This is a genomic window from Magnetospirillum sp. SS-4, assembly GCF_902729425.1.
Classification (GTDB): Bacteria; Pseudomonadota; Alphaproteobacteria; order Rhodospirillales; family Magnetospirillaceae; genus Phaeospirillum.
The window spans coordinates 88,779-114,655 of sequence record NZ_CACVCH010000125.1 but is presented as its reverse complement, the minus strand read 5'-3'; the positions used below and the strand labels follow the sequence as shown (position 1 = coordinate 114,655).

The following is a 25,877-nucleotide window of genomic DNA, read 5'->3' as shown; positions in this document are numbered from 1 at the left end:
AAACGGGAATCGCACACATGACGAAAGACAACAGCGCCGCGAAAGAAACCGTCACCCTGACCAACAACAGCACCGGCAAGACCATCGAGCTGCCGCTGCTGGCCGGCTCGGTCGGCCCCAAGGTAATGGACATCCGCTCGCTCTACAGCGCGCAGGATATCTTCACCTACGACCCCGGCTACATGTCGACCGGTTCGTGCAAGTCGGCGATCACCTATATCGACGGCGACGCCGGCGTGCTGCTGCATCGCGGCTATCCCATCGACCAGCTGGCCGAGCACGGCGATTATCTCGAAGTGGCCTACGCCATCCTGAAGGGCGAGTTGCCGAATCCGGCCCAGAAGGCGAAATTCGTCAATGACGTCACCCGCCATTCCATGGTGCACGAACAGATCAACTTCTTCTTCCGGGGCTTCCGCCGCGACTCGCACCCGATGGCGGTGCTGTGCGGCGTGGTCGGCGCCATGGCGGCGTTCTACCACGATTCCATCGACATCAACGACCCGCATCACCGCATGATCGCCAGCTACCGGCTGATCGCCAAGATGCCGACGGTGGTGGCCTGGACCTACAAGTACGCCATGGGCCAGCCCTTCATCTATCCGAAGAACAACATGGGCTATGCCGAGAACTTCCTGCACATGATGTTCGCCACCCCGTGCGAGGAATACAAGGTCAGCCCGGTCCTGTCCCGCGCCATGGACCGCATCTTGATCCTGCATGCCGATCACGAGCAGAACGCCTCGACCTCGACGGTGCGTCTGGCCGGCTCGTCCGGCGCCAATCCGTTCGCCTGCATCGCCGCCGGCATCGCCTCGCTGTGGGGACCCGCCCATGGCGGCGCCAACGAGGCGGTTCTCAGCATGCTGCACGAGATCGGCTCGGTGGACCGCATTCCCGAATTCATCGCCAAGGCCAAGGACAAGGACGATCCGTTCCGCCTGATGGGCTTCGGCCACCGGGTCTACAAGAACTACGACCCGCGCGCCAAGATCATGCAGAAGACCTGCCACGACGTGCTGAACGAACTGGGCGTCCATGACGAGCCGCTGCTGAAGCTGGCCATCGAACTGGAGCGCATCGCCCTGTCCGATCCCTATTTCGTCGAGCGCAAGCTGTTCCCGAATGTCGACTTCTATTCGGGCATCATCTTCCGCGCCATGGGCATCCCCACCTCGATGTTCACCAGCCTGTTCGCGCTGGCCCGCACCGTCGGCTGGATCGCCCAGTGGAACGAGATGCTGACCGATCCCGACCAGAAGATCGGCCGGCCGCGCCAGCTGTACGTGGGGGCACCCAAGCGGGAATACGTCCCGCTGCACCAGCGTGCCTAGCACGGGGCCGTCCGGGAATTCGCAGGGACGGCGCCCCATGGCGTCGTCCCGTCGGATTCCGGCTCCCGCCAACGACAACCGTCATCCCGATGGCCGCCGGCGACTGATCGTTGCCGCGGCTATCGTCCTGCTGACCCTGGCCGCCATGGTTCTGGGCGTGCAGACCTCCTGATCCGGCGACGGGCGCGGGGCGTGGATGCCGCCCGTGAAAATAGGGTTGTTGGCCGATTGACCGCCGCCGCGCCATGCCGCACCATCGCCGTCCGGGCCGATAACGGTATCGGCGTTCGAGTCAGGATGGGAAACAGTCATGGTTGCCGAAATTTTCGCCGATGGCGTGGGACGGGTCGATTTCGTCAGCGGCGTCGTCCGCATCGAGCTGGTGTCGCTGGAACCCGCCGAATCGGGCCAGGGCAAGATGGAGGTTCGCCAGCGCATCGCCATGCCGGTGGATGGCTTTCTCCACTCGCTCAACACCATGGGCGACCTGGTCAATAAACTGGTGGAGGCCGGCGTGCTCAAGCGCAACGAGAACGCGCCGCCCCCCAAGAAGTAGTCAGGGTTTCGGCTGAACGAACTCGACGGCGCTGGGGCGGACATTGGGGTCGGTCCCGGCGCCGTCGGCGGCGGCCGACGGTTCCGGCGTCGCGGCGGCCGGTCCCGGCTTCGCCCCCTCGGCCGCCGGGACGGCCGCGTGGGCCTGCTGGCCGCGACGCGACGCGGCGATGGCGGCCTCGCGGGTCTGGCGGTACAGGCTGCGGATGGCGGCGTATTCATCCAGCGATGTCCGGCGCAGCTCCTTGATGGGGTCCAGGTACTGGGTGCGGGTGTCCAGGATGTCCACCCCGGTCTGGACGGTGTTGAAGACGCCCAGCCCCTGCGAGGCCATGACCGAGCCGGTGGGGCTGGCGAAGGCGTCGGCGACGCGGCCGGCGCCGTCGCGCAGGCTGGACGGTCCGAAGAACGGCAGCATCAGGTACGGCCCCTCGTCAAGGCCCCATACGCCGAAGGTGGTGCCGATGTCGGTCTTGTGGGGCTTGGGACCGCCACTTTCCGCCACCGCGTCCCGAAAGCCGAGCATGCCGAAGGTGGAATTGATCATGAAACGCCCCAGGGCGTCGGCGGCGGCGCGGGGATTGCCCTGAAGCAGGTCGTTGCCGGCGACGTAGGGTTCCTGGAGATTGACCAGGAAATTGTGGATGGCCTCGCGGAACCAGTCGGGAAAGGTATCGCGGTAGCCTTCGGCCACCGGCTCCATCAGGTTTTCGTCCAGGTACATGTTGAACTGGAACAAGGCGCGGTTGGTCGGCTCCAGCGGATCGTTGAGGGCCTCGGCCTCGGCGCGCTCCTCCGGGTCCTCCGGCAGCGTGGCGCAGCCCGTCAGCATCGTCATGGCCATTGCCGAGGCGGCAATCAGGCAAGCAAAGCGGCGCGCCATTCTCAGTCCCTCCTGTCGATGCCGGTTCGTATCCGCAGCGTTCCAGATGGTGTCGTTCGCATGGCCGGCAGCGCGAGTCAATAGACTCGGGCAAAGAGTCCCTTGGCGAGCGGCGAATTAACCCCCATGATCAGGGACGGAAAGTAAAGAACGCCGTGCGATGGGGGTGTGACGTGACCCGTTCCGTTCTGATCGTCGATGACGAGCCCAACATCGTCATTTCCCTGGAATTCCTGGTCAAGCAGGCCGGTTACGAGGCCCGCATCGCCCGCGATGGCGAAGCGGCCCTGGCCGCGGTGGCCGAGCGTCTTCCCGACCTGATCCTGCTGGACGTCATGATGCCCAAGCGCGATGGCTACGACGTCTGCCAGACCATCCGCGCCAATCCCGACTGGAGGGGGGTGCGCATCGTCATGCTGACCGCGCGCGGGCGCGAGATCGATCGCGAGAAGGGGTATGCCCTGGGCGTGGACGACTACGTCACCAAGCCGTTTTCGACCCGCGAGGTCGCCGAGCTGATCAAGCATTACCTGGAACCGTAGGGTTGGAACCCAATCGGCCCTGAAGCGGAAGGGAGGGGCATTTGCGGGACAGAACCTGGATCGCCCTGACCTTCTTCGGACTGGCCCTGGCGGCGGCGGCGGCGCCGTTCGCGGCGGTCTGGTGGCTGGGTCAGCCGGCGGGGACGTCGCAGGCGGTGCCGTCCCTGGTCGCCGCCGCCCTGCTCGCCTTCGCCTGGTGGCGGGTCGACCGCCTGATCCTGGAGCCCGGAGGCCGGCTGGCCGAGGCGCTGGAAACGTGGCTGCGGACTCCCGCCCTCGACCACCCCCTGCATTCACAGCCCAAGCTCGCCCTTGACGGGTTGCCCGACGCCATCCGCCATCTCGCCGACGCCGCCTGCCAGCAGCGGCGCGGCCTCCGGCAGGTCAGCCGTCAGGCGGCGGAGCAGGCGGAGGAACAGCGCAACTGGCTGGATGTCGCCTTGCGCCACCTGGCGGAAAGCGTCGTGGTCTGCGATACCCGGCACCGCATCCTGTTCCACAACGCCGCCGCCGTCCGGCTGCTGGGAAACCTCGCCGAGGGACATTGCCTGTCCATCCAGGTTCCGCGCGCCGCTCTCGACCACGCCCTCGACTGCCTGAGGGCGCGGCTGGACGCGCTGGGCGGGCGGCTGGGCGGCGATGTCGGAACCGCGCTGTTTTCCTGCCTGATCCGCCAGGGGCATCGGGTGGCGCATGGCCAGATGTCGCTGGTCCAGGTTCCGCGCCACGGCGTCACCGGCTATGTGGCGGTATTCCGCGACGTCAGCGAGGACTGGGCCGATTCCGCCCCCCACGACGCGGTGGCCGTCGCCCTGACCCGCGACCTGCGGGGGCCGTTGGGGGCGCTGGACGCGGCGGCGCAGATGCTGGGCGAGTATCCGGACATGGAACGGACCGACCGCGCCCGCTTCATCAAGGTGATCGGCGAGGAATGCGCGCGTCTGCGGCACCGGGTCGATTCCCTGGCCGATGGCCGGGTCCGGCCGTCCCGGACGGCGTGGCCCATGGCCGACCTGCATTTCACCGAGCTGTTCGCCTGCGTTTCGGCGTCGCTGAGGCAGCGTCTGGACATCAACCTCACCATGGTGGGGGTGCCGCTCTGGCTGCACGGCGACAGCCAGAGCCTGATGGAGGCCTTTCTGGCCCTGTTCGCCGCCCTGCACATCCATACCGGCCGTTCGGACTTCGACATGGAATGCCTGCTGGGCGACCGGCAGGTCTATGTGGACATCAACTGGAAGGGCGATCCGATTCCCGACGGACGTCTGGGCGCGTGGCTGGAGGGCGGGGTCAGCACCCAGCTTGGGCCGCAGACGGTGCGCGATGTGCTGGAACGTCACGGCAGCCAGCCCTGGAGTCTCGCCAAGCGCGGCGGGTTCGCCGCCCTGCGCCTGCCGCTGCCGCCGTCGCGGCGTCCGCAGTTTACCGAGGAGGAATGGACCGGACTGGGCAGCCCGCCCTCCCTGACCGAGGCCGACCGGCGGGAGGAATTGCTGCGGCGCTCCACGGTCGGGGCCTTCGCCGGCCGCGCCCTCGACCGCATGCCATTCGTGGCGGTGTGCGCCGTCCTGCCGCCGGGGGCGGTCCAGTCCGGCGATCGCCGCCGCATCACCGCCCTGGGCGCTGTCCGCATCGAGGACGGCCGCCTGCTGACCGCCGGCAGTTTCGAGCGCCGCATCAGCGCCACCGTCGCCGGCAGCGACGGCCGGCCGCCCCTGCCGGTGGTGCTGCCGCAATTCTGGACCTTCGCCGGCGACGCGGTGCTGGTGGCGCATGACATCGGCCCCTGCCTGGGATTACTGGAGGAGCGCGAGGCCGCCGGAACCATCCCGCCGGTGCTCGACACCATGGAACTGTCGCGGCTGCTGGACCCCGACGCGGACGATCACGGCCTGGAGGCCGTCGCCCGCCGCCTGGGCCTCCGGGTCGGCGATCATCGGACCGAGATCGGCAAGGCGCTGCTGGCCGCCGAGATTCTGCTGCGCCAGATCGAGCACCTGCGCGAACTGGGAATCGTCCGTTTCGACCAGTTGATCGAGGCGGTCAGGTCGCAACCGAGCCGGACCGGGGCTCCGGTGGAAGGGTAGGGACGCCATGCCGCATCGCCGCGCCTTCCGCTCCGGCAAGGCCATCCGCGACAAGCTCGTCGCCCTGTTTCTGCTGGGCGTCGCCCTGTTCACGCCGCCGTTGCTGCTGCTGTTCGCCGGCGGCGGGCGGTTGGGCGGCATTCCGGTCCTGTATCTCTACATCTTCGGCGCCTGGATCGTCCTGACCCTGCTGCTGGCGCTGGTGGTGGAACGGGGCGAGCGTTCCCCCGGCCGGGGAGACACACCCTAGCATGTCCTACGGCCTGCCCACCCTGATCTCGTTCCTCTACCTGATGGTGCTGTTCGCCATCGCCTATCGTGGCGACCAGCGCGCCTCGGCGGTGGGCGGGGCCGCCACCAGCCCCTGGGTCTATTCGCTGTCCCTGGCGGTCTATTGCACCTCCTGGACCTTCTTCGGCAGCGTCGGCCTGGCGTCGCAGCGCGGCATCATGTTCCTGCCCATCTATATCGGCCCCACCCTGATGGCGGCGCTGTGGCCGATGGTGGTGGGCAAGATGGTCCGCATCGGCCGCGCCGAGCGCATCACCTCCATCGCCGACTTCATCTCGTCGCGCTACGGCAAGAGCCACACGGTGGGCGCGCTGGTGACGGTGATCGCCATCATCGGCATCGTCCCCTACATCTCGTTGCAGCTGAAGGCGGTTTCGGACACCTTCCATCTTCTGGTGGGCGATCCGCTGGTCCATCCGGCCGTCGCCAAGGCGCCGGTGCCGTTCGACACCGCCTTTCACGTCACCTTGATCCTGACCGCCTTCACCATCTTGTTCGGCGCCAGGCGCATCGACGCCTCCGAGCATCATCGCGGCATGGTCAACGCCATCGCCTTCGAATCGCTGGTCAAGCTGGTGTCGTTCATGGCGGTTGGCGCGCTGGTCACCTACAGCTTCCGGGACGGCCTGGCCGAGCTGTTCGACGCCGCCGCCGCCCGGCCCGAGATCGCCGGCCTGTTCACCGTTTCCGGGGCGGGGGACTGGGGCAGCTGGCTGTCGCTGACGCTGCTGTCCATGATGGCCATCATCTGCCTGCCGCGCCAGTTCCAGGTCGCCGTGGTCGAGAACGTCGACGAAGGCCATGTGCGCCAGGCCACCTGGCTGTTTCCGCTCTACCTGATCCTGATCAACCTGTTCGTCCTGCCGATCGCCCTGGCCGGGCGGCTGGAATTCGCCGGGCTGGGGGTCGATCCCGACACCTATGTCCTGGCGCTGCCGCTGGCCCGGGAATCCGCCACCTTCGCCATGATCGCCTTCCTGGGTGGCCTGTCGGCGGCCACCGGCATGGTGATCGTCGAGACCATCGCCCTGGCCACCATGTTCTCCAATTACATCGCCATGCCGGTGCTGGTGCGGACCTACATGGCGGCGCAGCCCAAGCAGGAAAGCCTCAGCGGCATCGTGCTGGCCATCCGCCGCCTCGCCATCGCCGGTTTCCTGTTCCTCGGCTATCTCTACGCCCGCCTGACCGGCGAGAACTTCACCCTGGTCGGCATCGGCCTGATGTCGTTCGCCGCCGTCGCCCAGTTCGCCCCGGCGCTGCTGGGGGGGCTGTTCTGGCGCGGCGGCAGCAAGGCCGGCGCCCTGGCCGGACTGGGCAGCGGCTTCCTGGTCTGGGCCTATACCTTGTTCCTGCCGTCGCTGGCCCGGTCCGGGGTTCTGCCCATGGAATTCACCGAGCGGGGGCTGTTCGGCATCGAGCTGCTGAAGCCCGGCGCCCTGTTCGGCCTTGCCGGCATGGAGGCGGTTCCCCACGCCCTGCTGTGGAGCATGATGGCCAATGTGGGCTTCTACGTGCTGGTGTCGCTGGTCACCCGCCAAAGCGCCATCGAGCGCATCCAGGCATCGCTGTTCGTGGATTCCACGGCGGTTCCCGGGGGGACCTCGCAGTTCTGGCGCGGCAACGCCACCATCTCGGACCTTCAGGCGCTGGCGGCGCGGTTCGTCGGGGCCGAGCATGCCGAGGCGGCCTTCGCCGAGTTCTCTCGCTCGCGCCGGTTCAATCCGTCGCGCGACGAGGCCAATCCCGAACTGGTCGAGTTCACCGAGCGCCTGCTGGCCGGCGCCATCGGCACCGCCACCGCCCGCGTGGTGGTGGCCTCGGTCGCCAAGGGCGACATCGTCAGCCTGCACGAGGTGATGGAGATCCTGGACGAGAACTCCCAGGTCATCGCCTACAGCCACAAGCTGGAACAGAAATCGCGCGAACTGGAGACCACCACCGCCGAATTGCGGGCGGCCTACGAGAAGCTGACCGAACTGTCGCGCCTCAAGGACGAGTTCATCGCCACCGTCACCCACGAATTGCGGACGCCGCTGACCTCGATCCGCTCGTTCTCGGAAATCCTGTTCGACAATCCCGAGGTCGACGTGGCCCAGCGGCAGGAGTTCCTGGGCATCATCATCAAGGAAAGCGAGCGCCTGACCCGACTGATCAACCAAGTGCTCGACCTGGCCAAGCTGGAGGACGGAACCGTCAATTGGGACATGGCCGAGACCGAGCTGGTCCAGACGGTCGACGACGCCGCCAGTTCGGTCGGCCAGCTGTTCAAGGACAAGGGCGTCACCCTGGAGGTGATCGTGCCGTCCGCCCCGGTCTGGCTGCTGACCGATCGCGACCGTTTCTCGCAGGTGGTGATCAACCTGCTGTCCAACGCCGTCAAGTTCTGCGAGCCCGACAGCGGCCGGGTCAGGCTGACCCTGGGCGATTCCGCCGCCGGCATCACCATCGCCGTCAGCGACAACGGCCCCGGCATTCCTCCCGAGGCCCAGCAGAAGGTGTTCGAGAAGTTTCAGCAGGTGGGCGACACCATGACCGGCAAGCCGGCGGGAACCGGCCTGGGTCTGACCATCTGCCGCAACATCGTCACCCATCTCGGCGGACGCATCTGGGTGGACAGCCATCCCGGCCATGGCGCCACCTTCTCGTTCTTCCTGCCCCGGACGCAGGGATAGAGCGGCGAGCCCCAGCGGGGGGTGAAGGATCACGGCACCGGCGTGCGCAGCTTGACCGGGGCGCGGCGGCCGCGCCGCGCCAGCAGGTTGAGGATCTCGATGCCGAGCGAGAACCCCATGGCGAAGTAGAGATATCCCTTCGGCACATGGAAGCCCGTTCCCTCCGCCACCAGGGTCATGCCCACCAGCAGCAGGAAGGACAGGGCCAGCATCTTGATGGTCGGGTGCCGCTCGATCAGGGCGGACAGCGGATTGGCGGCGATCACCATGACGATGGAGGCCAGGACGACGGCGGCGATCATCACCCACAGATTGTCCGCCATGCCGACGGCGGTGATCACCGAATCCAGCGAGAAGACGATGTCGAGCAGGGCGATCTGGATGATGACGGCGGTCATGCCGGCCTTGGCCGCCGCCGCCGCGGCGGCGGGGTCGGCGGCGGGGCCGTCCTGGTCGCCGTCGCCTTCCAGGCTGCCGTGAATCTCGTGGGTGGCCTTTGCCACCAGGAAGAGGCCGCCGCCGATCATGATGATGTCGCGCCAGCTGACCGGATGGTTCCAGATGGAGAAGACCGGTTCGACCAGTCCGGCGATCCAGCTGATGGAGGCCAGCAGGATGACACGGGTGACCAGGGCGAAGATCAGCCCCAGCCGCCTTCCCACCGGGCGAAGATGCTCGGGCAGGCGATTGGAGATAATGGCGAGATAAAGGAGATTGTCGACGCCGAGGATGATTTCGAGCAGGGAAAGAGTGGCGAGACTCAGCCAGATCTGCGGGTCAGAAAGCCATTCCATGATCGAATGATCCCCTTGCTTGAAACGCGACCCGGCGAATGTAGGGGATTTCCGGATGGATTCCACCCCCCTTACGGCGGGCAGACCATCCTCAGCCGCCGTTCCAGGTCTTCGGACAGGTTGCGCAGTTCGAAGGCGATGCCGGCCTGGCCGGCCTGGCGGCGCAGCTCCTCCAGCAGGTCTTCCAGCGCCGGGTCCGCCTGCCGCAGGCCGGTCAGATCGACGATGATCCTGGCGATGTCGCGGTCAAGGGCGCCTTCCAGGCCGATCCGGGCCGCTTCGAACGCATCCTGGTCCGGGGAGCGGGACAGCTTGATGATGGTTTCGGTCGCGGTATGGGCGACAAGACAGGTCATGTTGGCACGCTCTCCCCCCTGATGGGGCTGGGTCTGGATGCTATGCCTGAATGGTAGTAGCCTTCTGTGGTGGCGTTATGCTGTTAGTATAAATGCATACATACCAGAGTATAAAATTTCGGTAAATCGATTTTCATCGATGACGGATATGGCCTTCGGACGGGTCGGGTGGGGCGGCGGGTTATTGCCCGGGCTTGTCCTCGGCCCGGTATGCCGAGCCGGTCCAATGCAGCCACTGGGTCGGGGTTTCGATGGTGGCCCAGCCTTTCGCCCGTTCGGTGGTGACGAACACCCCGTCGGAATCGGCGAAGCCCCAGCCGATGGCGGCCCAGCCCCTGGCGGTCCAGTGCGCCACCAGCAAGGGTCGGCCCCTGTCGCCCTGCCAGTCGGGGGAATCGATCAACAGCAGCAATTCCATCTGCCCGTCTTCGTTCAGGTCGATGCGGCCGGCGCGGACCTGATCGCGGAAGAACCCATGGCGGGCGCCGCTGTTGTAATACGCCCGCCAGTGCGCCCGCAGCAGGGCGTCGATATCCGGGGTTTCGGTCTCGGGCAACGGCTGCATTCCCACCAGCGCCGCCGGCCGCCCGTGGTCCTGGGCGGTGGCGGGAAGGGCGGTCGCGACCAGCAGCGCGGCGATGGGAATGGCGTATCGAAGCATGGCGGCGCGAGATTAGGCGGCGGCGGCGGCGGCGTCAATGCGGCCGGCCCCCGCATTTAACAAAATACATGTGTTATTATTTTAACCTATTTCGGCATTGTGCGTATTTTTGTGTTGAATTAGGTGCCGCAATGCGGTATCACCATATCAACGACGCTAAATGCCCTCGCACAAGGATCATTGCCATGAGCGCTTCCGAAATCGGCCTGATCGAGCTGGAGCCCGAGACCGTCAAGGCGATGCTGGATTCCGGCGAGGCCGTTCTGGTCGATGTCCGCGAGGACGAGGAATTCGCCGAGGCCCACATCGAGGGATCGATCCTCTCGCCCATGAGCGATTTCGAGGTCGAGACCTGGCCCAGCTTTCCCGGCAGGAAGGTGATCATCTCCTGCCTGGGCGGCGTGCGCTCGGCCGCCGTGGCCCGCAAGCTGATCGCATCCGGCCAGGGCTGGGCCATCCACCTGAAGGGTGGTCTCAACGCCTGGCGCGACGCCGGCCTTCCCACCATCAGCCAGGCCTGACCCCCCCCCCTCTCCGGTCCGGCTCGACGGCCTGGGCGATCATCTTGGGATGGTCGCCCTTTTCTTTTGCCCCGGGGAGGTCTACATCGGAGGGGAACGTCTCTGAACGGGTGAGGACATGCGCCGTCTCGGTCGAATCCTGATTGTCCTGCTCGCCGTCGTCGGCCTGCTTGCGCTGGCCGCCACCGGTGCCGGGGTGTGGGTCGCCTATCACATCTCGCCCCGCACCGAGCATGATTTGCCCAGGACGGCGGTGCTGTCGCTGGATTTCGACGCCCGTTTCCGCGACACCTCCGACGCCGATCCCCTGGCCGCCCTGTCCAACGAAAGGACCTATGTCCTGGGCGAGGTTGTCGCCGCCATCGATCGCGCCGCCGTCGATCCCCGCGTGGTCGGGCTGTTCGCCACCCTGGGCCATGTCCGGCTCGGCCTGGGCGACATTCAGGAATTGCGCGACGCGGTGCTGCGCTTTGGCGCCACCGGCAAGCCGAGCCTGCTGTTCGCCGAGACCATGGGCGAGGGTGGCAGCGGCACCCTGGACTACTACCTCGCCTCCGCCTTCGGCCGCATCTGGCTGCAACCCTCCGGCGACGTCGGGCTGACCGGCCTGATGGTGGAGGCGCCGTTCATCCGGGGCACCCTCGACCTGCTGGGCATCAAGGCCCAGTTCTCCGGCCGCCACGAGTACAAATCGGCCATCGACATGTTCACCGAGACCGGCTTTACCCCGGCGCACCGCGAGAATCTGGGGCGGCTGATGGATTCGCTGGCCGAACAGATGGCCGCCGGCATCGCCTCGGGCCGCAGGCTGCCGCCCGACGCGGTCAAGGGGCTGCTGGGCAAGGGGCCGTTCCTGGCCTCCGAGGCCAAGGCCGCCGGACTGGTCGACCAGATCGGCTATCGCGATGCCGCCTGGGCCGCCATCGCCGGCGATGGCGACAGCGCCGCCGAGGAGATGGACGTGGCCGATTACGCCGACCATCTCGGTCCCGAGCGCGGCTCCAGGATCGCCCTGATCAGCGGCCGCGGCGCCATCCATCGCGGCGAATCCCATCGCGGGCTCGGTTCCGAGCCGGATTTCGGCTCGCGGACCGTCGCCGAGGCGATCCGCGACGCGGTCGACGACGACGCCATCAAGGCGATCTTGTTCCGCGTCGACAGCCCCGGCGGTTCCTACACCGCCTCGGACACGGTCTGGAACGAGGTCAGGCGCGCCCGCGAGGCCGGCAAGCCGGTGGTGGTCTCCATGGGTAACATGGCGGCCTCGGGCGGCTATTTCGTCGCCATGGCCGCCGACCGCATCGTCGCCCAGCCGGGGACCGTCACCGGGTCGATCGGCGTGTTCACCGGCAAGATGGTGCTGGATGAGTTCTGGAAGAAGCTGGGCGTATCGTGGGACGAGATGCATCGCGGCGAGAATGCCGCCATCTGGAGCGCCAACCGGCCGTTCTCGCCCGAGGCGCAAGCGCGCATCGACGCCCTGCTGGATCATATCTACGCCGATTTCACCGGCAAGGCGGCGCAAGGACGCGGCATCCCCCCCGACCGCATGGACCAGGTGGCGCGCGGACGCATCTGGACCGGGGCCGACGCCAAGGGATTGGGGTTGGTGGACGGGCTGGGCGGTCTGCACGAGGCCAAGGCGATGGTGCGCGAGGTGGCGGGGCTGAAGCCCGACGATCCCCTGCGGCTGGTGCCGTTTCCCCGCCCCCGCAAGCCGTGGGAAATGCTGGCCGAACTGATGGCCGGCGGCTCGGTGGCCGAGCGCCGCCAGATGGCGTCCCTGCTGCGCGGCCTGGCGGTGCTGGAACCGGTGCTGTCGCGGCTGGCGCCGCTGGCCGCCTCGCCCGCCGAATCCGTCTTGCGCCTGCCTTCCGCCATCGATCCTCCGGGGACGCGGCGGTGAGCGGCGACACCCGCGCCGTCGTCGTCACCGGCGCCAGCCGGGGCATCGGCCACGCCATCGCGCGGCGTTTCCTGGCCGAGGGCTGGCGGGTCATCACCTGCGCCCGCGCCGATGTGCCCAAGGAATGCATGATGGACCGCAACTGGGCCAGCCACATCGTCGCCGACCTGGCCGACCCGGACAGCGCCCAATCCTTCGTGGCCGAGGCCAACGCCATCCTGGGCGAGGCGCCGCTGCACGCGCTGATCAACAATGCCGGCGTCAGCCCCAAGACCCCCTATCGCGAGCGCCTCGGCGTGCTGAACGGTCCCATCGACGGCTGGAAGGACGTGTTCGAGCTGAATTTCTTCGCGCCGTTGCGCCTGGCCCGGGGCTTCGCCAGCGCGCTTCATCGCGGCAAGGGGGCCATCGTCAACATCACCTCCATCGCCGGCCATTACGTCCACCCCTTCGCCGGGTCGGCCTATTCCACCTCCAAGGCGGCGCTGTCCGGCCTGACTCGCGAGATGGCGGCCGAGATGGCGCAACTGGGGGTGCGGGTCAACGCGGTGGCCCCAGGCGAGATCCGCACCGCCATGATCTCGCCGGAATACGAGGCGCTGGTGCCGCGCATCCCGCTGGAACGCATGGGCACGCCGGAGGACGTCGCCGGCACGGTGTTCCGCCTGTGCGGCGACGATTTCGCCTACGTCACCGGCAGCGAGGTGTTCGTCACCGGCGGCCAGCACCTGTACTGACGGACGAAGGCTATTGCGCCGCCGCGATGGCCTCGCGGCTGACCGGGTGTTCCAGCCGGTTCAGCATTTCCTTGGGCACCACCTGCCAGAACTTGAGAAGCTCGCGATCCCAATCGGCCAGGATGGCCTCGGCCCACGCCGATTGGGTGACCTCGGCGTGTTCCTTGACCAGCGCCTTCAGCACATCCTGCCAATGGGCGGCCTCGGGGCGCAGCCAGACCACCGTGTCGGGATTGACCCGCCTGGGAAAGCTGGCGTCGGAATCGTAGACGAAGGCCATGCCGCCGGTCATGCCGGCGGCGAAGTTGGCCCCCACCGCCCCCAGGATCACGGCGGTGCCGCCGGTCATGTATTCGCAGCCGTTGGAGCCGCAGCCCTCGATCACCGCCACCGCGCCGGAATTCCGGACGGCGAAGCGCTCGCCCGCCTGGCCGGCGGCGAACAGCCTGCCCGCCGTGGCGCCGTAGAGAACGGTGTTGCCGATGATGGTGTTGTCCTGGCTTTTCAGCCGTGCGGCCACCGGCGGCCGCACGATGATGGTGCCGCCGGACAGGCCCTTGCCCACGTAATCGTTGGAATCGCCGAACACTTCCAGGGTCAGCCCCTGGACGGCGAAGGCGCCCAGGCTTTGCCCGGCCGAGCCGCGCAGCCGCACGGTGACCTGGCCGGGGGCGAGGCCGGCCATGCCGTGCTTCTTGAAGATCTTATGGGACAGCTTGGTGCCGATGGCGCGTTCCACGTTGCGGACGTTGTAGTCCAGTTGCATCTTCTCGCCGTCGTCGAGCGCCGGGCGGGCGTCGACGATCATGCGGGCGTCCAGGGTCTCGGGCACGGCGTTGCCGGTTTCCTCGGCGCAATAGCGCGGGAAGCCGCCGGTGTCGGCCTGGGCCAGCAGCGGATTGAGGTCGAGGTCGTCGAGATGCGAGGCGCCGCGGCTGACCTGGCATAGCAGGTCGGTGCGGCCGATCACCTCGGCCAGCGAGCGCACGCCCAGGCCGGCCAGGATCTCGCGGACCTCCTCGGCGATGAAGCTGAACAGGTTCACCACCTTTTCCGGGCTGCCGCCGAACTTCTGGCGCAGCGCCGGGTCCTGGGTGCAGACCCCCACCGGGCAGGTGTTGGAATGGCACTGGCGCACCATGATGCAGCCCATGGCGATCAGCGAGGTGGTGCCGATGCCGAATTCCTCGGCCCCCAGCATGGCGGCGATGACGATGTCGCGGCCGGTCTTGAGGCCGCCATCGGCGCGCAGCTTCACCCGGTGGCGCAGGCGGTTCAGCGTCAGCACCTGATGCGCTTCCGACAGGCCCAGTTCCCACGGCAGGCCGGCGAACTTGATCGATGTCTGCGGGCTGGCGCCGGTGCCCCCCACATGGCCGGAGATCAGGATGGTGTCGGCCTTGGCCTTGGCGACGCCGGCGGCGATGGTGCCGATGCCGGAGCGGCTCACCAGCTTGACGGTGACGCGGGCCTCGGGGTTGATCTGCTTCAGGTCGTAGATCAGCTGGGCCAGGTCCTCGATGGAATAGATGTCGTGGTGGGGCGGCGGGCTGATCAGCATGACGCCCGGCGTGGCGTGGCGCAGCGCCGCGATCTCGGCGGTGACCTTGAAGCCGGGCAACTGGCCGCCCTCGCCGGGCTTGGCGCCCTGGGCCACCTTGATCTCGATCTCGCGGCACATGTTCAGGTATTCGGCGGTGACGCCGAAGCGGCCGGACGCGATCTGCTTGACCGCCGAATTGGCGTTGTCGCCGTTGGGACGCGGGCGGTAGCGGTCGCGGACCTCGCCGCCCTCGCCCGACACGCTTTTCGCGCCGATGCGGTTCATGGCGATGTTCAGGGTTCCGTGCGCCTCGGGGCTCAGCGCCCCCAGGCTCATGCCGGGGGTCAGGAAGCGCTTCCTGATCTCGGTGATGCTTTCCACCTCGTCCAGGCTGATGGACTGGGGCGCCGGCCGCAGGTCGAGCAGGTCGCGGATGGTGATGGGGGGAAGGCGCCGCATGCCCTCGGAATATTTCTTGTAGAGGGCGTAGGAATCGTCGGCCACCGCCATCTGCAACAGGTGGATCAGGGTGCCGTCGAAGGAATGGGCCTCGGCGCCCCGGCGAAAGCGGTAGAAACCGCCGATGGGCAGCACCGGGGCCGCGCCGGCGAAGCCGGTGCCGTGCTGCTCGATGGTCTTCTTCTGGATGCCGGTGAGGCCGATGCCGGAAATGCGGGAGGTCATGCCGGGGAAGAACTCGGCCACCAGGGTGCGCGACAGGCCCACCGCCTCGAAGTTGTAGCCGCCGCGATAGGAACTGACCACCGAGATGCCCATCTTGGCCATGATCTTCAGCAGTCCCTGGTCCAGGGCGTACTTGTAGCGCCGCACGCATTCCTCCAGCGCCATGGCGCCGAACAGGCCGCGCCGCTGGCGCTCGGCGATGGCTTCCTGCGCCAGATAGGCGTTGACGGTGGTGGCGCCGACGCCGATCAGCACCGCGAAGTAATGCACATCCAGGCACTCGCCCGACCGGACGTTGAGCGAGGTCCAGGTGCGCAGCGATTCCCGCACCAGATGGGAATGGACGCCGCCGGCGGCCAGGATCATCGGAATGGGGGCGCGGTCCGGCCCCACCGCCTCGTCGGTGAGGATCAGGTGGGTGCAGCCGCCCCTGACCTTGTCCTCGGCCTCGTTGCGCACCCGGCTCAGGGCCTCCTTCAGCGCGTTGTCGCCGCCCCGGGGATCGAAGGTGCAGTCGACGGTTCCGGCCAGTTCGCCCATGTGCTTGCGCATGGCGGCGAACTCGGCGTTGGACAGAACCGGGCTTTCCAGTTGCAGCAGGTCGCACTGGCTTTCATCCTCGTCCAGGATGTTGCCGAGATTGCCGAGCCGGGTGCGCAGGCTCATCACCCGGGATTCGCGCAAGGAATCGATCGGCGGGTTGGTGACCTGGCTGAAGTTCTGCTTGAAGAAGTGGTGCAGGCCGCGATAGCCCTCGGACAGCACCGCCAAGGGTGTGTCGTCGCCCATGGAGCCCACCGCCTCCTTGGCCTCCTCGACCATGGGCTGGAGGATCAGTTCCATGTCCTCCATGGTGAGGCCGTAGGCGGCCTGACGGCGGCGCAATTCCTCCGACGACAGCTCGGCCGGCTCGGGCGCGCCGGTCCTGACCAGGGAATCCAGCTCGGTGATGCGCTTGACCCAGGCGCCGTAATCCTTGCGCGCCGACAGCACGTCCTTGATCTCGCGGTCGCGGTACAGGCGGCCGGAGCCCAACTCGACGGCGATGCTCTGGCCCGGTCCCACCCGGCCCTTCTCGACCACGTCGCAATCGGCCACCTTGACCATGCCGGTCTCGGACCCCAGGATCAGCAGCCCGCCCCGGGTGATGGTGAAGCGCATGGGCCTGAGGCCGTTGCGGTCGACGCCCGCCACCGCCCAGGCGCCGTCGGTGGCGCAGATGGCGGCCGGGCCGTCCCACGGCTCGATCACCGAATTGCAGTAGCCGAAGAAGGTGCGGTGCGCCTCGGGCATCATGGCGTTGGAACCCAGGGATTCCGGAATCAGCATCTGCTTGACCAGCGGCGCCGGCCGGCCGGCGCGGCACATCACCTCGAACACGTTGTCCAGCGCCGCCGAATCCGATCCGCCCGGCTGGACCACGGGCTTCAGATCGTCCATGGCCTGGCCGAAGACCTCGTGCTCCATGCGGGGCTCGTGCGCCTTCATCCAGTTGATGTTGCCGGTCAGGGTGTTGATCTCGCCGTTGTGGGCCAGCATGCGGAACGGCTGCGCCAGCCGCCAGGTCGGAAAGGTGTTGGTGGAATAGCGCTGGTGATAGATGGCGAAGCGCGACACGAAGCGCTCGTCCAGCAGGTCGGGATAGAAGGTGGTCAGCTGTTCGGCCAGGAACATGCCCTTGTAGATGATCGAGCGGCACGACAGCGAGCAGATGTAGAAGTCGGTGACGTGCTCGGCCAGCACCCGCTTCTCGATGCGGCGGCGGATGATGAACAGGTCGGCCTCGAACCGGTCCTCCGGCGTGCCCAGGGTGTTAGCCACCATGATCTGCTCGATCTCGGGGCGGGTGGCGTTGGCCTTCTCGCCGATGACGGCGACGTCCACCGGCACCTGGCGCCAGCCATAGATGGTGTAGCCGAAATTGAGAATCTCGGTCTCGACGATGCAGCGGCAGCGCTCCTGCGCCCCCAGATCGGTCTTGGGCAGGAACACCATGCCCACCGCCAGATGGCCGGCCACCGGCTCGTGGCCCTGGTGGCGGATATGGGCCTTGAAGAAATCCTGCGGAATCTCGACATGGATGCCGGCACCGTCGCCGGTCTTGCCGTCGGCGTCGACCGCGCCGCGATGGAACAGCACCTTCAATGCCTCGATGCCGGCCACCACCACGTCGCGCCGCGCCTTTCCGTCCAGGGCGGCGACCATGCCGACGCCACAGGCGTCGCGGGGGGCGGTGTCGATGCCGGCCGCTTCGAGAATGGCCTGGTTGGCGAGGTATTCGGCGATGAAATCGGACATGGCGTTTTCCTACTCCGCCGCCTGGGCGGTCTTTGCGCTGACATAGCGGTGGATGGATTCGGCCGCGTCGCGACCGTCCTTGATGGCCCAAACCACCAGCGAGGCGCCGCGCTTGATGTCGCCGGCGGCGAACACGCCGTCCAGGCTGGTCATCAGGCCGTCGTCGGTCTCGATGGTGCCCCAGGCGCTGAGGGCAAGGCCGGGGATCGCCATCTCCTCGGGGTCGAAGCCCAGGGCGGCGATGACCATGCCGGCGGGCAGGGTGAAGGCCGAGCCCTCGATCACCACCGGGCTCTGGCGGCCGGAGGCGTCCGGCATGCCGAGATGCATGCGGTTGGCGCGAACCCCCTCGGTGGTGATCGACTCGGGCGTCGCCATCCAGACGAATTCGACGCCTTCCTCCTCGGCATGACTGACCTCGCGCTTGCTGCCGGGCATGTTGGCGCGGTCGCGGCGATACAGGCACTTCACCGATTTGGCGCCCTGGCGGATGGCGGTGCGCACGCAATCCATGGCGGTGTCGCCGCCGCCGATCACCACGACATCCTTGCCCCTGGCGTCGAGCAGGGGGACGGAATCGCCCAGGTCGCGGCGGTTCTGGGCGATCAGGTAATCCAGCGCGGCATGGACATGGGGCAGGTCGTCGCCGGGAATTCCCAGCGGCTTGGCCTTGTAGACCCCGGTGGCGATCAGCACCGCGTCGTGACGGGCGCGCAATTCATCGAACGGGACGTCGCGGCCGATGGCGGTGCCGGTGACGAAGCGCACGCCGGATTCGGCCAGCAGGCGGATGCGCCGCTCCACCACGCTTTTCTCCAGCTTGAAGCCGGGGATGCCGTAGATCAGCAATCCGCCCATGCGGTCGTGGCGGTCGTAGACGGTGACGCCGTGGCCCTTGCGGCGCAACGCCTCGGCCGCCGCCAGTCCGGCGGGGCCGCCGCCGACGATGCCGATGGAATCGCCCCGTTCGATGGCGGGCAGCGCCGGCCGCACCCAGCCCTCGGCGAAGGCGGTCTCGGTGATGTGCTTTTCCACCGCGCCGATGGTGACGTTGCCATGCCTGGACTGCTCCAGCACGCAGGACCCCTCGCACAGCCGGTCCTGGGGACAGATGCGGCCGCAGATCTCGGGGAAGGTGTTGGTGGCCGACGATACCGCGTAGGCCTCCTCCATCCGCCCGGCGGCCACCAGCATCAGCCAGTCGGGAATGTTATTGCCCAGCGGACAGTGGATGGAGCAGAACGGGATGCCGCATTGCTCGCAACGCGATGATTGCTCGCCGGCCGAGGATTCGGTGAAGGCCTTGCTGATCTCGCCGAAATCGCCGCGCCGTTCCGCCGCGCCGCGCTTGTCCGGCTGGCGCTGGGGAAGGTGGGTGAATTGCAGCATCTTGCGGGGCATGGCGGAGTCCTCCGGAGGCGGATGGCCGGATGTTACGTCAGGCGATGCGTCCGTTCAATTGAAATCAGCTATATGCGTCAGCAACGCTGACCTATTGTGCAGGGGTATCTGCAGGTGGCGGCATGATATTCCGGACTTATCCGCAGAGGCAGATATTTTAGTCCCATTCCGGTCGTTTCCCGTTCCCCTTTCAGGTTGCCCCCAGGCGGTGGTATAAGAACGGGTCGCATCGGGGGGATACCGGTTTGACGTTATTCGACGTATTGCTGATCGCCCTGATTCAGGGGTTGGGAGAGGCGCTGCCGCTGGGGGCCTCCGGGCATCTGGCCGCCCTGCCCATGCTCGCCGGCACCCCCGAAGGCCGCGCCGCCCTGTCCGTCGCCGCCCATGTCGGCATTCTGCTGGCTCTGGCTGTCTATTTCTGGCGCGACGTCGGGGGCATGGCCGCCGGCATCTGGCGGCTGCTGAAGGGCAAGCCGGATAGCGGTTCGCGTCTGTTCCTCCATGTCCTGGCCGGCACCGTCCCGGCAGCGGTGGCGGGATGGTACCTGATCGACCGGGCCGCCGGCCTGATCGGGCCGGTCACCGTCTCCGCCCTCATTCTCGGCGGCGGCGTCCTGCTGCTGGCCTGCGACAAGCTGGGGGTGACGGTGCGCCGGATCGAGCACATGGGCTTCGCCAGTTCGACCGGTCTTGGGCTGCTTCAGATCGCGGCGCTGATTCCGGGGGTGTCGCGGACCGGCGCCGTCATCACCATGGCCCGCCTGCTGGGGTGGGAACGTCAGGCGGCGGCCCGGTTTTCGCTGCTGCTGGCCATGCCCCTGATCCTGGGCCATGCCGGCTTCACCTTCTGGACCTTGTCCCGGCGAACCGAAGTGATCCTGTCCGCCGACCTGGCGATCGCGGCGGCGGCGGCGGGGGCGGTCTCGCTACTGGCGGTGGCCGGCATGATGGCATGGGTCGAGCGCCGGAGCTTCGCGCCCCTGGCCGTGCTGCGCATCCTGTTCGGCCTGGGCGCCCTGGTCTGGGCGCTGTGGGTTCGGGCGTAGCCTACGCCGCCGCCTCGGGCGCGCCCGGCCGGCCGTAGCGCTTCATGTAGAGCGGCAGGATGACCTCAGCCGCCACCGGGGCGATGCCCAGTTCGGCCAGTCCCGGCTTGCCCCCGCGCACCACGTTGTCGACCTTCATCAGCTTGACCTGATCCCTGGTCAGCATCGGCTTGGGCAGCATCTGGAGGAAGGTGGCCTTCAGCATGCCGAGGCCGAACGGAACCGGCACCAGCATGCGGCGGTGGCCGGTGGTCCGGTTGACCAGTTCCATGATCTCCTTCATGGAATAGCGGCGCGGGCCGCCAAGCTCGTAGATCTTGCCGGCAAGGCGGGAATCGTCGAGCACCGCCAGGATGGCGGCGGCGACGTCGCCCACATGGACCGGCTGGAAAATGGGGCCGCCCGAGCCGAACAGGTCGATGGCGCAGACGCCGTCGCGGCAGACCGGCTTGAAGCCATCGGCGGTGAACACCGGCAGCACCGGCGAGATCATCGCCATCTTGCCGAAGCGGTTGAAGAAATCGTCGTCGGGGCCGAACACCACCGAGGGGCGGATGATGGTGGCGCCGGGGAAGGCGGCCAGCACCGCCTCCTCGCCGCCGGCCTTGCTGCGGGCATAGGCGGATTCGGAATTGCGGTCGGCGCCCAGCGCCGACATCTGGACCAGACGGGGCACTCCGGCGGCCTTGGCGGCGGCGGCGACGTTGGCGGCGCCCTTGACGTGGGTCGCCTCGAAGGTGGCGCGGCCGCTTTCATAGAGAATGCCGACCAGATTGACCACCGCGTCGGCCCCGGCCACCGCCATGGCCACCGCCTTGGCGTCGTTGATGTCGGCGCGCAGCGGCGTCACCTGGCCGACATCGCCCATGGGCTTCAGGAACTCGGCGGCGATGGGGTCGCGGACGGCGGCCCGCACCACCCAGCCCTGGGCGGCCAGCCGGCGCACCAGCGTCCGGCCGATGAATCCCGAAGCTCCGAACACCGTGACCAGACGCCGAGTCATCCGCACCCCTCCTGTCGTCATGAGGACGGCTGTCGCCATTCCCCCACATTCGGGTGGGAAGCTAGCCCATAAGACGGAAACCTGTAAAGGCCGCGCGCAAGGAAATCGAAAATCGATGTGAAATCACCGTTGACACGGCGGGCCGGGTCGCATATTTCTTCGCGCCTCGGACGGCTTGGCTGTTCGAGAGGCTACCTGCCCAGGTGGCGGAATTGGTAGACGCGCACGGTTCAGGTCCGTGTGGCAGTGATGTCGTGGAAGTTCGAGTCTTCTCCTGGGCACCATCTCCCTCCCACCCTTTCGATGACGACGGGGTGGGAGCGATGGAGATGACGGACGCGGAGCCACTCTCCCCCCTGGGATAGCAACGGAGCGGACCGTGACCGTATTCTACCATGTCAACGACCTTCCCGCGGATGTGGCCCTCGGCCCGGTGGTCGCCATCGATTCCGAGACCATGGGGCTCAAGCTTCATCGCGACCGCCTGTGCGTGATCCAGTTGTCGGACGGCAACGGCGACGCCCATGTGGTCCACTTCCCCGGGCCCAGCTGGAACGCGCCCAATCTGGTCCGGCTGTTCGCCGATCCCAAGGTGGTGAAGCTGTTCCACTTCGCCCGCTTCGATCTGGCGATGATCCGCCGCCATCTCGGCGTGCGCTGCGCCCCGGTGTTCTGCACCAAGGTCGCCTCCAAGCTGACCCGGACCAATACCGACAGCCACAGCCTCAAGACCCTGTGCAAGGAATTCCTGGGGATCGATCTGTCCAAGGTGCAGCAAAGCTCGGATTGGGGGGCCGCCTCCCTCAGCCAGGATCAGCTGGCCTATGCCGCCTCGGACGTTCTCTATCTGCATCAGCTGAAGGAACGGTTCGAGACCCTGCTGGACCGCGAGGGCCGCCGCGCCCTGGCCGAGGCCTGCTTCGCCTTCCTGCCCGACCGGGCCGAGCTCGACCTGGCCGGCTGGGAGGAAGAGGACATCTTCGCTCACTGACGCCCCGGACGGGGCGGGGGGCCGCGCCCGTGCGGCCGGTTCCTACCAGCCGCCCCGTTCCAGCCATTCGGCCACCATGTCCAGCCGATCGGCGCCCCAGAACCCCTCGCCGTCGACGATGAAGAACGGCGAGCCGAACACCCCCTTGTCGATGGCGGCCTCGGTCTCGTCCTTCAGGCGTCGCTTGCAGGCGGGGTCTTGCAGCGCCGCCTGCAGCGCCGCGGTGTCGACGCCCAGCGATCCGGCGATGTCCAGGGTAATGGCGGTTTCGGAAATATCGCGGTTCTCGGCGAAATAGGCGTGATAGACCGCCAGGGCGAACCGCCGGGCCAGGGCCGGGTCCCGCCCGTCCAGCCACCAGAAGGCCCGGGACGGCGGCAGCGACGCCACCGGAAACCGGTCGGGCATGCGGTAGGGGACCTTCAGCAGGCGGCCCATGCGGTCCCAGTCATGGCGGGAATAGATGCCCTTCAGCGGCTGGTCCACCAGCGGCAGGTTGCCCGACGCCTTGAAGGCCGATCCGATCATGATCGGTTTCCACGCCACCTTCCGGCCGAACCGGGACAGCGCCTTGTCCACCCGCAGGCAGGCGAAATAGCCGTATGGGGACGAGAAGTCGAAGTAGAATTCAACGTCGTCGCTCATCTGGCGCCTCCCTACCACTCCAGGATGCGTCCATCGTAATGGATCATGCGGCCGTTGTCGCGTTCCGACAGCCCGGCCAGAACCTTGCGCAGTCCGGCCACCGCCTCGGGCGCCTCCAGCGGCGCGTCGGGGCCGCCCATGTCGGTCCGCACCCAGCCCGGCGACAGCGCCACCGCCCGCGCGCCCTTTGGCGCCAGGTCGATGGACAGGTTGCGGACGACCATGTTCAGCGCCGCCTTGGCGGCCCGGTAGGCGTAGGAGCCGCCCGACGAATTGTCGGCCATGGAGCCCATGTTGGACGACACGGCGGCGAAGATCCCCCCTTCGCCCAGCCGGCCGGCCAGGGCCTGGGCGGTCAGAAGTGGCGCCAGGGCGTCGATGCGCATCACCGTCATGAAGGCCTCGGCCTCCACCTGCCCCAGACCCTGATTTTCACCGTAGATGCCGGCGTTGTGCAAGACCACGTCCAGGCGGATATCGACAAGCGCCGCCGCCAGCCGGGCGATGGAGGCGCAATCGCCGACATCGCAGACATAGACCTCGGCCCCCGCGTCGGAAACGGCGCGGCCCTTGAGCGGGTCGCGCACCGTCGCCAGCACCCGCCAGCCGTCGGCGGCGTACTGGCGGACGAATTCCAGGCCCAGCCCGCGGCTGGCTCCGATGATCAGGATGGCAGGCATGGCGACGACTCCCGGGGCTTGGCGTCAATGCGACATCAGCAGGCAGATGTTCGCATGACGTAGCACATGGGCGGTGGCGCCGCCCAGCACCACTTCCCGCATGCGGGAATGGCCGTAGCCGCCCATGACCAGCAGATCAGCCGAGAATTCGGCGGCGGCGGCCAGGATGGCCCCGCCCACGTCGTGGCCGGCGGGCGTCGCCGCCCTGGCCTCGGCGTTGACGCCGTTGCGGACCAGATGGCGCTTGATCTCCGACAGGCTTTCGGAATCGCCGCCGCCGACCTGGACCACCAGCACCGCCTCGGCCGCCGCCAGCAAGGGCATGGCGTCGGCCAGGGCGCGGGCGGATTCACGGGTGCCGTTCCAGGCCGCCGCCACCCGCCGCCCCGGCACCGGGGCCGTCGCGGCATCCGGCACCACCAGCACCGGCCGGCCGCTGCCCAGCAGCACGGCGTGCAGCAGGTCGCCGCCCGGCAGTTCCTCCTCGCCGTCCCTGGCCTGCTGGCCGAGCACGGCGAGCGAGGCGTGACGGGCGCGGCGGCACACCCGCTCGATGGCCAGTTCGGTCTCGGTCTGCTCCAGCCACCATTCCACCTTCAGACCGCGGGCGGCGGCGGCGGCGCGGAAGCCATCCTCGATCCGCCGGGAATCGGCGGCGATGGCGTCGGCCTGCATCTTCAGCGCCTCCGGCCGGATGGCGGCGCGGAAGGTCTCGGGAACGTGGGGGTGGCTTTCGACCCGCAATCCGATCAGCCCCGCCCCCAGGCCGGCGGCCAGGCCGGCGGCCAGGTCGAGGCGGGTCTCGGAATGCCGGCCGCGGTCGAGATGCACCATGATGTCGAGATAGGGCATGATTCGTACTCCGGATGGATCTCAGCCGCCGCCATAGACCTGCTTGGGCAGCCACAGGATCAGATCCTGCCAGTAGAAGCAGGCGACGATCATGGACAGTTGCAGCAGGACGAAGGGGATGACGCCGCGATAGATGTGGCCGATGGTGATGGATGGGGGACAGACGCCCTTCAGGTAGAACAGCGAGAAGCCCACCGGCGGCGTCAGGAACGAGGTTTGCAGCGTCACCGCGAAGATGACCACGAACCAGGTCAGATCGAAGCCCAGCGACTTCACCACCGGCGCCACCAGCGGCAGCATGATCAGGGTGATTTCCAGCCAGTCGAGGAAGAAGCCCAGCAGGAAGGCGACCAGCAGGATGAACACAACCACGCCGGAAGGGCCGAACGGCAGCGACTTCAGCAATTCACCGATGAACTCGTCGCCGCCCAGAGAGCGCATCACCAGCGAGAAGGCGGTGGCGCCGATGAAGATGCCGAAGATGAAGCAGGTGGTGTGCATGGTCTCGATGCAGGCTTCCCGCAGCACCTTCAGGTTCAGTTTGCGGTTGGCGGCGGCCAGCAGCAGGGCGCCGAAGGCTCCGACCCCCGATGCCTCGGTCGGCGTGGCGACGCCGAAGAAGATGGTGCCCAGCACCGCCAGGATCAGGCCGGCGGCCGGCACGATCGCCCAGATCACCGCCAGCACCGCCTTGATGTCCATCGGCGGGATGTCGGTGGGAATGGGGGCCATCTTGGGCTTCAGATTGGCCAGCACCACCACGTAGGCGGCGTAGAACAGGCCCAGTCCGACGCCGGGGATCATGGCGCCCATGAACAGGTCGCCCACCGACAGCGACAGCTGGTCGGCCATCAGCACCAGCATGATCGAGGGCGGGATCAGGATGCCCAGCGTGCCGGAGGCGGCGACCACGCCGGTGGCCAGCTCCTTGGAATAACGGTGCTGCTCCATGATCGGGATCGACATCATGGCCAGCAGCACCACCGAGGCGCCGACGATGCCGGTCGAGGCTGCCAGCAGCACGCCGATCAGCACCACGGTCAGCGCCAGCCCGCCCCGCACGCGGCCGAAGGCGCGGACGAAATTGTTCATCATGATCTCGGCGATGCCGGAGCGGTCCAGCATCTGGCCCATGAAGATGAACATGGGCAGGGCCACCAGCACCCAGTTGCCGACCTGGGCCCAGATGCGGTCCGAGATGATGGCGAAGTCGGACCAGTCGTTCAGCAGGAAGGTGTCGACGTCGAAGGAATGGGCCAGCACGATGCCGATGCCGGTGAAGGCGATGGACAGGCCGCCCAGGATCCAGGCGATGGGAAAGCCGGTGAACAGCAGGGCGATGAAGGTCACCAGATAAAGGGTGACGAGAATCTGAAACGGTTCCATGAC

At 67.6% G+C, this 25,877-nt stretch carries 23 protein-coding genes and 1 tRNA gene; 13 read left to right on the top strand and 11 right to left on the bottom strand.

Going from position 1 to position 25,877, the window contains the following annotated elements; translation table 11 throughout:
* Positions 1–17: 17 nt before the first annotated feature.
* The 3 genes from gltA to MTBSS4_RS18405 all read left to right on the top strand — a co-directional run bounded on the left by gltA (position 18) and on the right by MTBSS4_RS18405 (position 1,890).
* Complete coding sequence (gene gltA / locus MTBSS4_RS18410) at positions 18–1,334, top strand: citrate synthase (protein WP_173984829.1); 1,317 nt, start codon at positions 18–20, stop codon at positions 1,332–1,334.
* Between the two features lie 37 nt (positions 1,335–1,371).
* A complete protein-coding gene (locus tag MTBSS4_RS22670) occupies positions 1,372–1,506 on the top strand; it encodes a hypothetical protein (protein ID WP_256367423.1) in 135 nt (44 codons plus the stop codon).
* A 138-nt stretch (positions 1,507–1,644) separates the two neighbouring features.
* Positions 1,645–1,890: a hypothetical protein gene (locus MTBSS4_RS18405; RefSeq protein ID WP_173984828.1), complete on the top strand. Its 246-nt coding sequence runs from the start codon at positions 1,645–1,647 to the stop codon at positions 1,888–1,890.
* On the opposite strand, the gene MTBSS4_RS18400 is transcribed toward MTBSS4_RS18405, so the two are convergent.
* Positions 1,891–2,772 carry a VacJ family lipoprotein gene (locus MTBSS4_RS18400; protein ID WP_173984827.1) on the bottom strand — a complete coding sequence of 294 codons (882 nt, stop codon included), beginning with the start codon at positions 2,770–2,772 and terminating at the stop codon, positions 1,891–1,893.
* A 173-nt stretch (positions 2,773–2,945) separates the two neighbouring features.
* Here MTBSS4_RS18400 and MTBSS4_RS18395 point away from each other — a divergent pair, with 173 nt between their 5' ends.
* From MTBSS4_RS18395 to MTBSS4_RS18380, 4 genes are read left to right on the top strand one after another with little or no spacing between them, the layout of a single operon-like run.
* Positions 2,946–3,314 (top strand): response regulator transcription factor, encoded by a 369-nt coding sequence (locus MTBSS4_RS18395; protein ID WP_173984826.1) that lies wholly within the window; start codon positions 2,946–2,948, stop codon positions 3,312–3,314.
* A 41-nt stretch (positions 3,315–3,355) separates the two neighbouring features.
* Positions 3,356–5,401, top strand: a complete 2,046-nt coding sequence (locus MTBSS4_RS18390; RefSeq protein WP_173984825.1) for a PAS domain-containing protein — start codon at positions 3,356–3,358, stop codon at positions 5,399–5,401.
* A 7-nt stretch (positions 5,402–5,408) separates the two neighbouring features.
* The gene (locus tag MTBSS4_RS18385) at positions 5,409–5,651 is read left to right on the top strand and encodes a hypothetical protein (protein ID WP_173984824.1); all 243 of its coding nucleotides are present in this window, start codon (positions 5,409–5,411) and stop codon (positions 5,649–5,651) included.
* A gap of 1 nt (position 5,652) precedes the next feature.
* On the top strand, positions 5,653–8,367 hold the full coding sequence (locus tag MTBSS4_RS18380; protein WP_173984823.1) for a sensor histidine kinase: 2,715 nt from the start codon (positions 5,653–5,655) through the stop codon (positions 8,365–8,367).
* A 29-nt stretch (positions 8,368–8,396) separates the two neighbouring features.
* On the opposite strand, the gene MTBSS4_RS18375 is transcribed toward MTBSS4_RS18380, so the two are convergent.
* The 3 genes from MTBSS4_RS18375 to MTBSS4_RS18365 form a co-directional block, all read right to left on the bottom strand.
* Positions 8,397–9,161, bottom strand: coding sequence for a TerC family protein (locus MTBSS4_RS18375; RefSeq protein ID WP_173984822.1), 765 nt, complete (start codon positions 9,159–9,161; stop codon positions 8,397–8,399).
* A gap of 71 nt (positions 9,162–9,232) precedes the next feature.
* Positions 9,233–9,517 carry an STAS domain-containing protein gene (locus MTBSS4_RS18370; RefSeq protein ID WP_173984821.1) on the bottom strand — a complete coding sequence of 95 codons (285 nt, stop codon included), beginning with the start codon at positions 9,515–9,517 and terminating at the stop codon, positions 9,233–9,235.
* A 181-nt stretch (positions 9,518–9,698) separates the two neighbouring features.
* The gene (locus tag MTBSS4_RS18365; RefSeq protein WP_173984820.1) at positions 9,699–10,178 is read right to left on the bottom strand and encodes a hypothetical protein; all 480 of its coding nucleotides are present in this window, start codon (positions 10,176–10,178) and stop codon (positions 9,699–9,701) included.
* 185 nt (positions 10,179–10,363) lie between these two features.
* On the opposite strand from MTBSS4_RS18365, the gene MTBSS4_RS18360 reads away from it, so the two are divergent.
* The 3 genes from MTBSS4_RS18360 to MTBSS4_RS18350 all read left to right on the top strand — a co-directional run bounded on the left by MTBSS4_RS18360 (position 10,364) and on the right by MTBSS4_RS18350 (position 13,342).
* Positions 10,364–10,699 (top strand): rhodanese-like domain-containing protein, encoded by a 336-nt coding sequence (locus MTBSS4_RS18360; protein ID WP_173984819.1) that lies wholly within the window; start codon positions 10,364–10,366, stop codon positions 10,697–10,699.
* Between the two features lie 118 nt (positions 10,700–10,817).
* Positions 10,818–12,605, top strand: a complete 1,788-nt coding sequence (sppA, locus tag MTBSS4_RS18355; protein WP_173984818.1) for a signal peptide peptidase SppA — start codon at positions 10,818–10,820, stop codon at positions 12,603–12,605.
* Positions 12,602–13,342 carry an SDR family NAD(P)-dependent oxidoreductase gene (locus MTBSS4_RS18350; protein ID WP_173984817.1) on the top strand — a complete coding sequence of 247 codons (741 nt, stop codon included), beginning with the start codon at positions 12,602–12,604 and terminating at the stop codon, positions 13,340–13,342. The genes sppA and MTBSS4_RS18350 overlap by 4 nt, the downstream gene beginning before the upstream one ends.
* A gap of 10 nt (positions 13,343–13,352) precedes the next feature.
* Here MTBSS4_RS18350 and gltB read toward each other — a convergent pair whose 3' ends face one another.
* Both gltB and MTBSS4_RS18340 read right to left on the bottom strand, forming a co-directional pair.
* Positions 13,353–17,867: a glutamate synthase large subunit gene (gltB, locus tag MTBSS4_RS18345; RefSeq protein WP_173984816.1), complete on the bottom strand. Its 4,515-nt coding sequence runs from the start codon at positions 17,865–17,867 to the stop codon at positions 13,353–13,355.
* A 9-nt stretch (positions 17,868–17,876) separates the two neighbouring features.
* Positions 17,877–19,268, bottom strand: a complete 1,392-nt coding sequence (locus tag MTBSS4_RS18340) for an NAD(P)-dependent oxidoreductase (RefSeq protein WP_173984815.1) — start codon at positions 19,266–19,268, stop codon at positions 17,877–17,879.
* Between the two features lie 245 nt (positions 19,269–19,513).
* Here MTBSS4_RS18340 and MTBSS4_RS18335 point away from each other — a divergent pair, with 245 nt between their 5' ends.
* Positions 19,514–20,317, top strand: coding sequence for an undecaprenyl-diphosphate phosphatase (locus tag MTBSS4_RS18335; RefSeq protein WP_173984814.1), 804 nt, complete (start codon positions 19,514–19,516; stop codon positions 20,315–20,317).
* 1 nt (position 20,318) lies between these two features.
* Here MTBSS4_RS18335 and MTBSS4_RS18330 read toward each other — a convergent pair whose 3' ends face one another.
* Complete coding sequence (locus MTBSS4_RS18330; RefSeq protein WP_173984813.1) at positions 20,319–21,320, bottom strand: complex I NDUFA9 subunit family protein; 1,002 nt, start codon at positions 21,318–21,320, stop codon at positions 20,319–20,321.
* A 197-nt stretch (positions 21,321–21,517) separates the two neighbouring features.
* On the opposite strand from MTBSS4_RS18330, the gene MTBSS4_RS18325 reads away from it, so the two are divergent.
* Together MTBSS4_RS18325 and MTBSS4_RS18320 are read left to right on the top strand one after the other, a co-directional pair.
* Positions 21,518–21,604 (top strand) — tRNA-Leu (locus MTBSS4_RS18325).
* A gap of 95 nt (positions 21,605–21,699) precedes the next feature.
* Positions 21,700–22,311, top strand: coding sequence for a ribonuclease D (locus MTBSS4_RS18320; protein WP_173984812.1), 612 nt, complete (start codon positions 21,700–21,702; stop codon positions 22,309–22,311).
* A 42-nt stretch (positions 22,312–22,353) separates the two neighbouring features.
* On the opposite strand, the gene MTBSS4_RS18315 is transcribed toward MTBSS4_RS18320, so the two are convergent.
* The 4 genes from MTBSS4_RS18315 to MTBSS4_RS18300 are packed head-to-tail and all read right to left on the bottom strand — an operon-like array spanning position 22,354 to position 25,874.
* Entirely contained in the window at positions 22,354–22,956 is a 603-nt protein-coding gene (locus MTBSS4_RS18315; RefSeq protein ID WP_173984811.1) for a 2-hydroxychromene-2-carboxylate isomerase, read from the bottom strand.
* Between the two features lie 11 nt (positions 22,957–22,967).
* Positions 22,968–23,636: an SDR family oxidoreductase gene (locus MTBSS4_RS18310; RefSeq protein WP_173984810.1), complete on the bottom strand. Its 669-nt coding sequence runs from the start codon at positions 23,634–23,636 to the stop codon at positions 22,968–22,970.
* A gap of 24 nt (positions 23,637–23,660) precedes the next feature.
* On the bottom strand, positions 23,661–24,488 hold the full coding sequence (locus tag MTBSS4_RS18305; protein WP_173984809.1) for a universal stress protein: 828 nt from the start codon (positions 24,486–24,488) through the stop codon (positions 23,661–23,663).
* A 21-nt stretch (positions 24,489–24,509) separates the two neighbouring features.
* Entirely contained in the window at positions 24,510–25,874 is a 1,365-nt protein-coding gene (locus MTBSS4_RS18300) for a TRAP transporter large permease subunit (RefSeq protein WP_173984808.1), read from the bottom strand.
* Positions 25,875–25,877: the final 3 nt, after the last annotated feature.

Coding starts and splice junctions, on each gene's coding strand:
- MTBSS4_RS18385 (WP_173984824.1), top strand. CDS start 5,409: ATGCCGCATCGCCGCGCCTTCCGCTCCGGCAAGGCCATCCGCGACAAG.
- MTBSS4_RS18360 (WP_173984819.1), top strand. CDS start 10,364: ATGAGCGCTTCCGAAATCGGCCTGATCGAGCTGGAGCCCGAGACCGTC.
- MTBSS4_RS18365 (WP_173984820.1), bottom strand. CDS start 10,178: ATGCTTCGATACGCCATTCCCATCGCCGCGCTGCTGGTCGCGACCGCC.
- MTBSS4_RS18400 (WP_173984827.1), bottom strand. CDS start 2,772: ATGGCGCGCCGCTTTGCTTGCCTGATTGCCGCCTCGGCAATGGCCATG.
- MTBSS4_RS18310 (WP_173984810.1), bottom strand. CDS start 23,636: ATGCCTGCCATCCTGATCATCGGAGCCAGCCGCGGGCTGGGCCTGGAA.
- gltB (WP_173984816.1), bottom strand. CDS start 17,867: ATGTCCGATTTCATCGCCGAATACCTCGCCAACCAGGCCATTCTCGAA.
- MTBSS4_RS18405 (WP_173984828.1), top strand. CDS start 1,645: ATGGTTGCCGAAATTTTCGCCGATGGCGTGGGACGGGTCGATTTCGTC.
- MTBSS4_RS22670 (WP_256367423.1), top strand. CDS start 1,372: ATGGCGTCGTCCCGTCGGATTCCGGCTCCCGCCAACGACAACCGTCAT.
- gltA (WP_173984829.1), top strand. CDS start 18: ATGACGAAAGACAACAGCGCCGCGAAAGAAACCGTCACCCTGACCAAC.
- sppA (WP_173984818.1), top strand. CDS start 10,818: ATGCGCCGTCTCGGTCGAATCCTGATTGTCCTGCTCGCCGTCGTCGGC.
- MTBSS4_RS18305 (WP_173984809.1), bottom strand. CDS start 24,488: ATGCCCTATCTCGACATCATGGTGCATCTCGACCGCGGCCGGCATTCC.
- MTBSS4_RS18300 (WP_173984808.1), bottom strand. CDS start 25,874: ATGGAACCGTTTCAGATTCTCGTCACCCTTTATCTGGTGACCTTCATC.
- MTBSS4_RS18340 (WP_173984815.1), bottom strand. CDS start 19,268: ATGCCCCGCAAGATGCTGCAATTCACCCACCTTCCCCAGCGCCAGCCG.
- MTBSS4_RS18330 (WP_173984813.1), bottom strand. CDS start 21,320: ATGACTCGGCGTCTGGTCACGGTGTTCGGAGCTTCGGGATTCATCGGC.
- MTBSS4_RS18380 (WP_173984823.1), top strand. CDS start 5,653: ATGTCCTACGGCCTGCCCACCCTGATCTCGTTCCTCTACCTGATGGTG.
- MTBSS4_RS18375 (WP_173984822.1), bottom strand. CDS start 9,161: ATGGAATGGCTTTCTGACCCGCAGATCTGGCTGAGTCTCGCCACTCTT.
- MTBSS4_RS18315 (WP_173984811.1), bottom strand. CDS start 22,956: ATGAGCGACGACGTTGAATTCTACTTCGACTTCTCGTCCCCATACGGC.
- MTBSS4_RS18370 (WP_173984821.1), bottom strand. CDS start 9,517: ATGACCTGTCTTGTCGCCCATACCGCGACCGAAACCATCATCAAGCTG.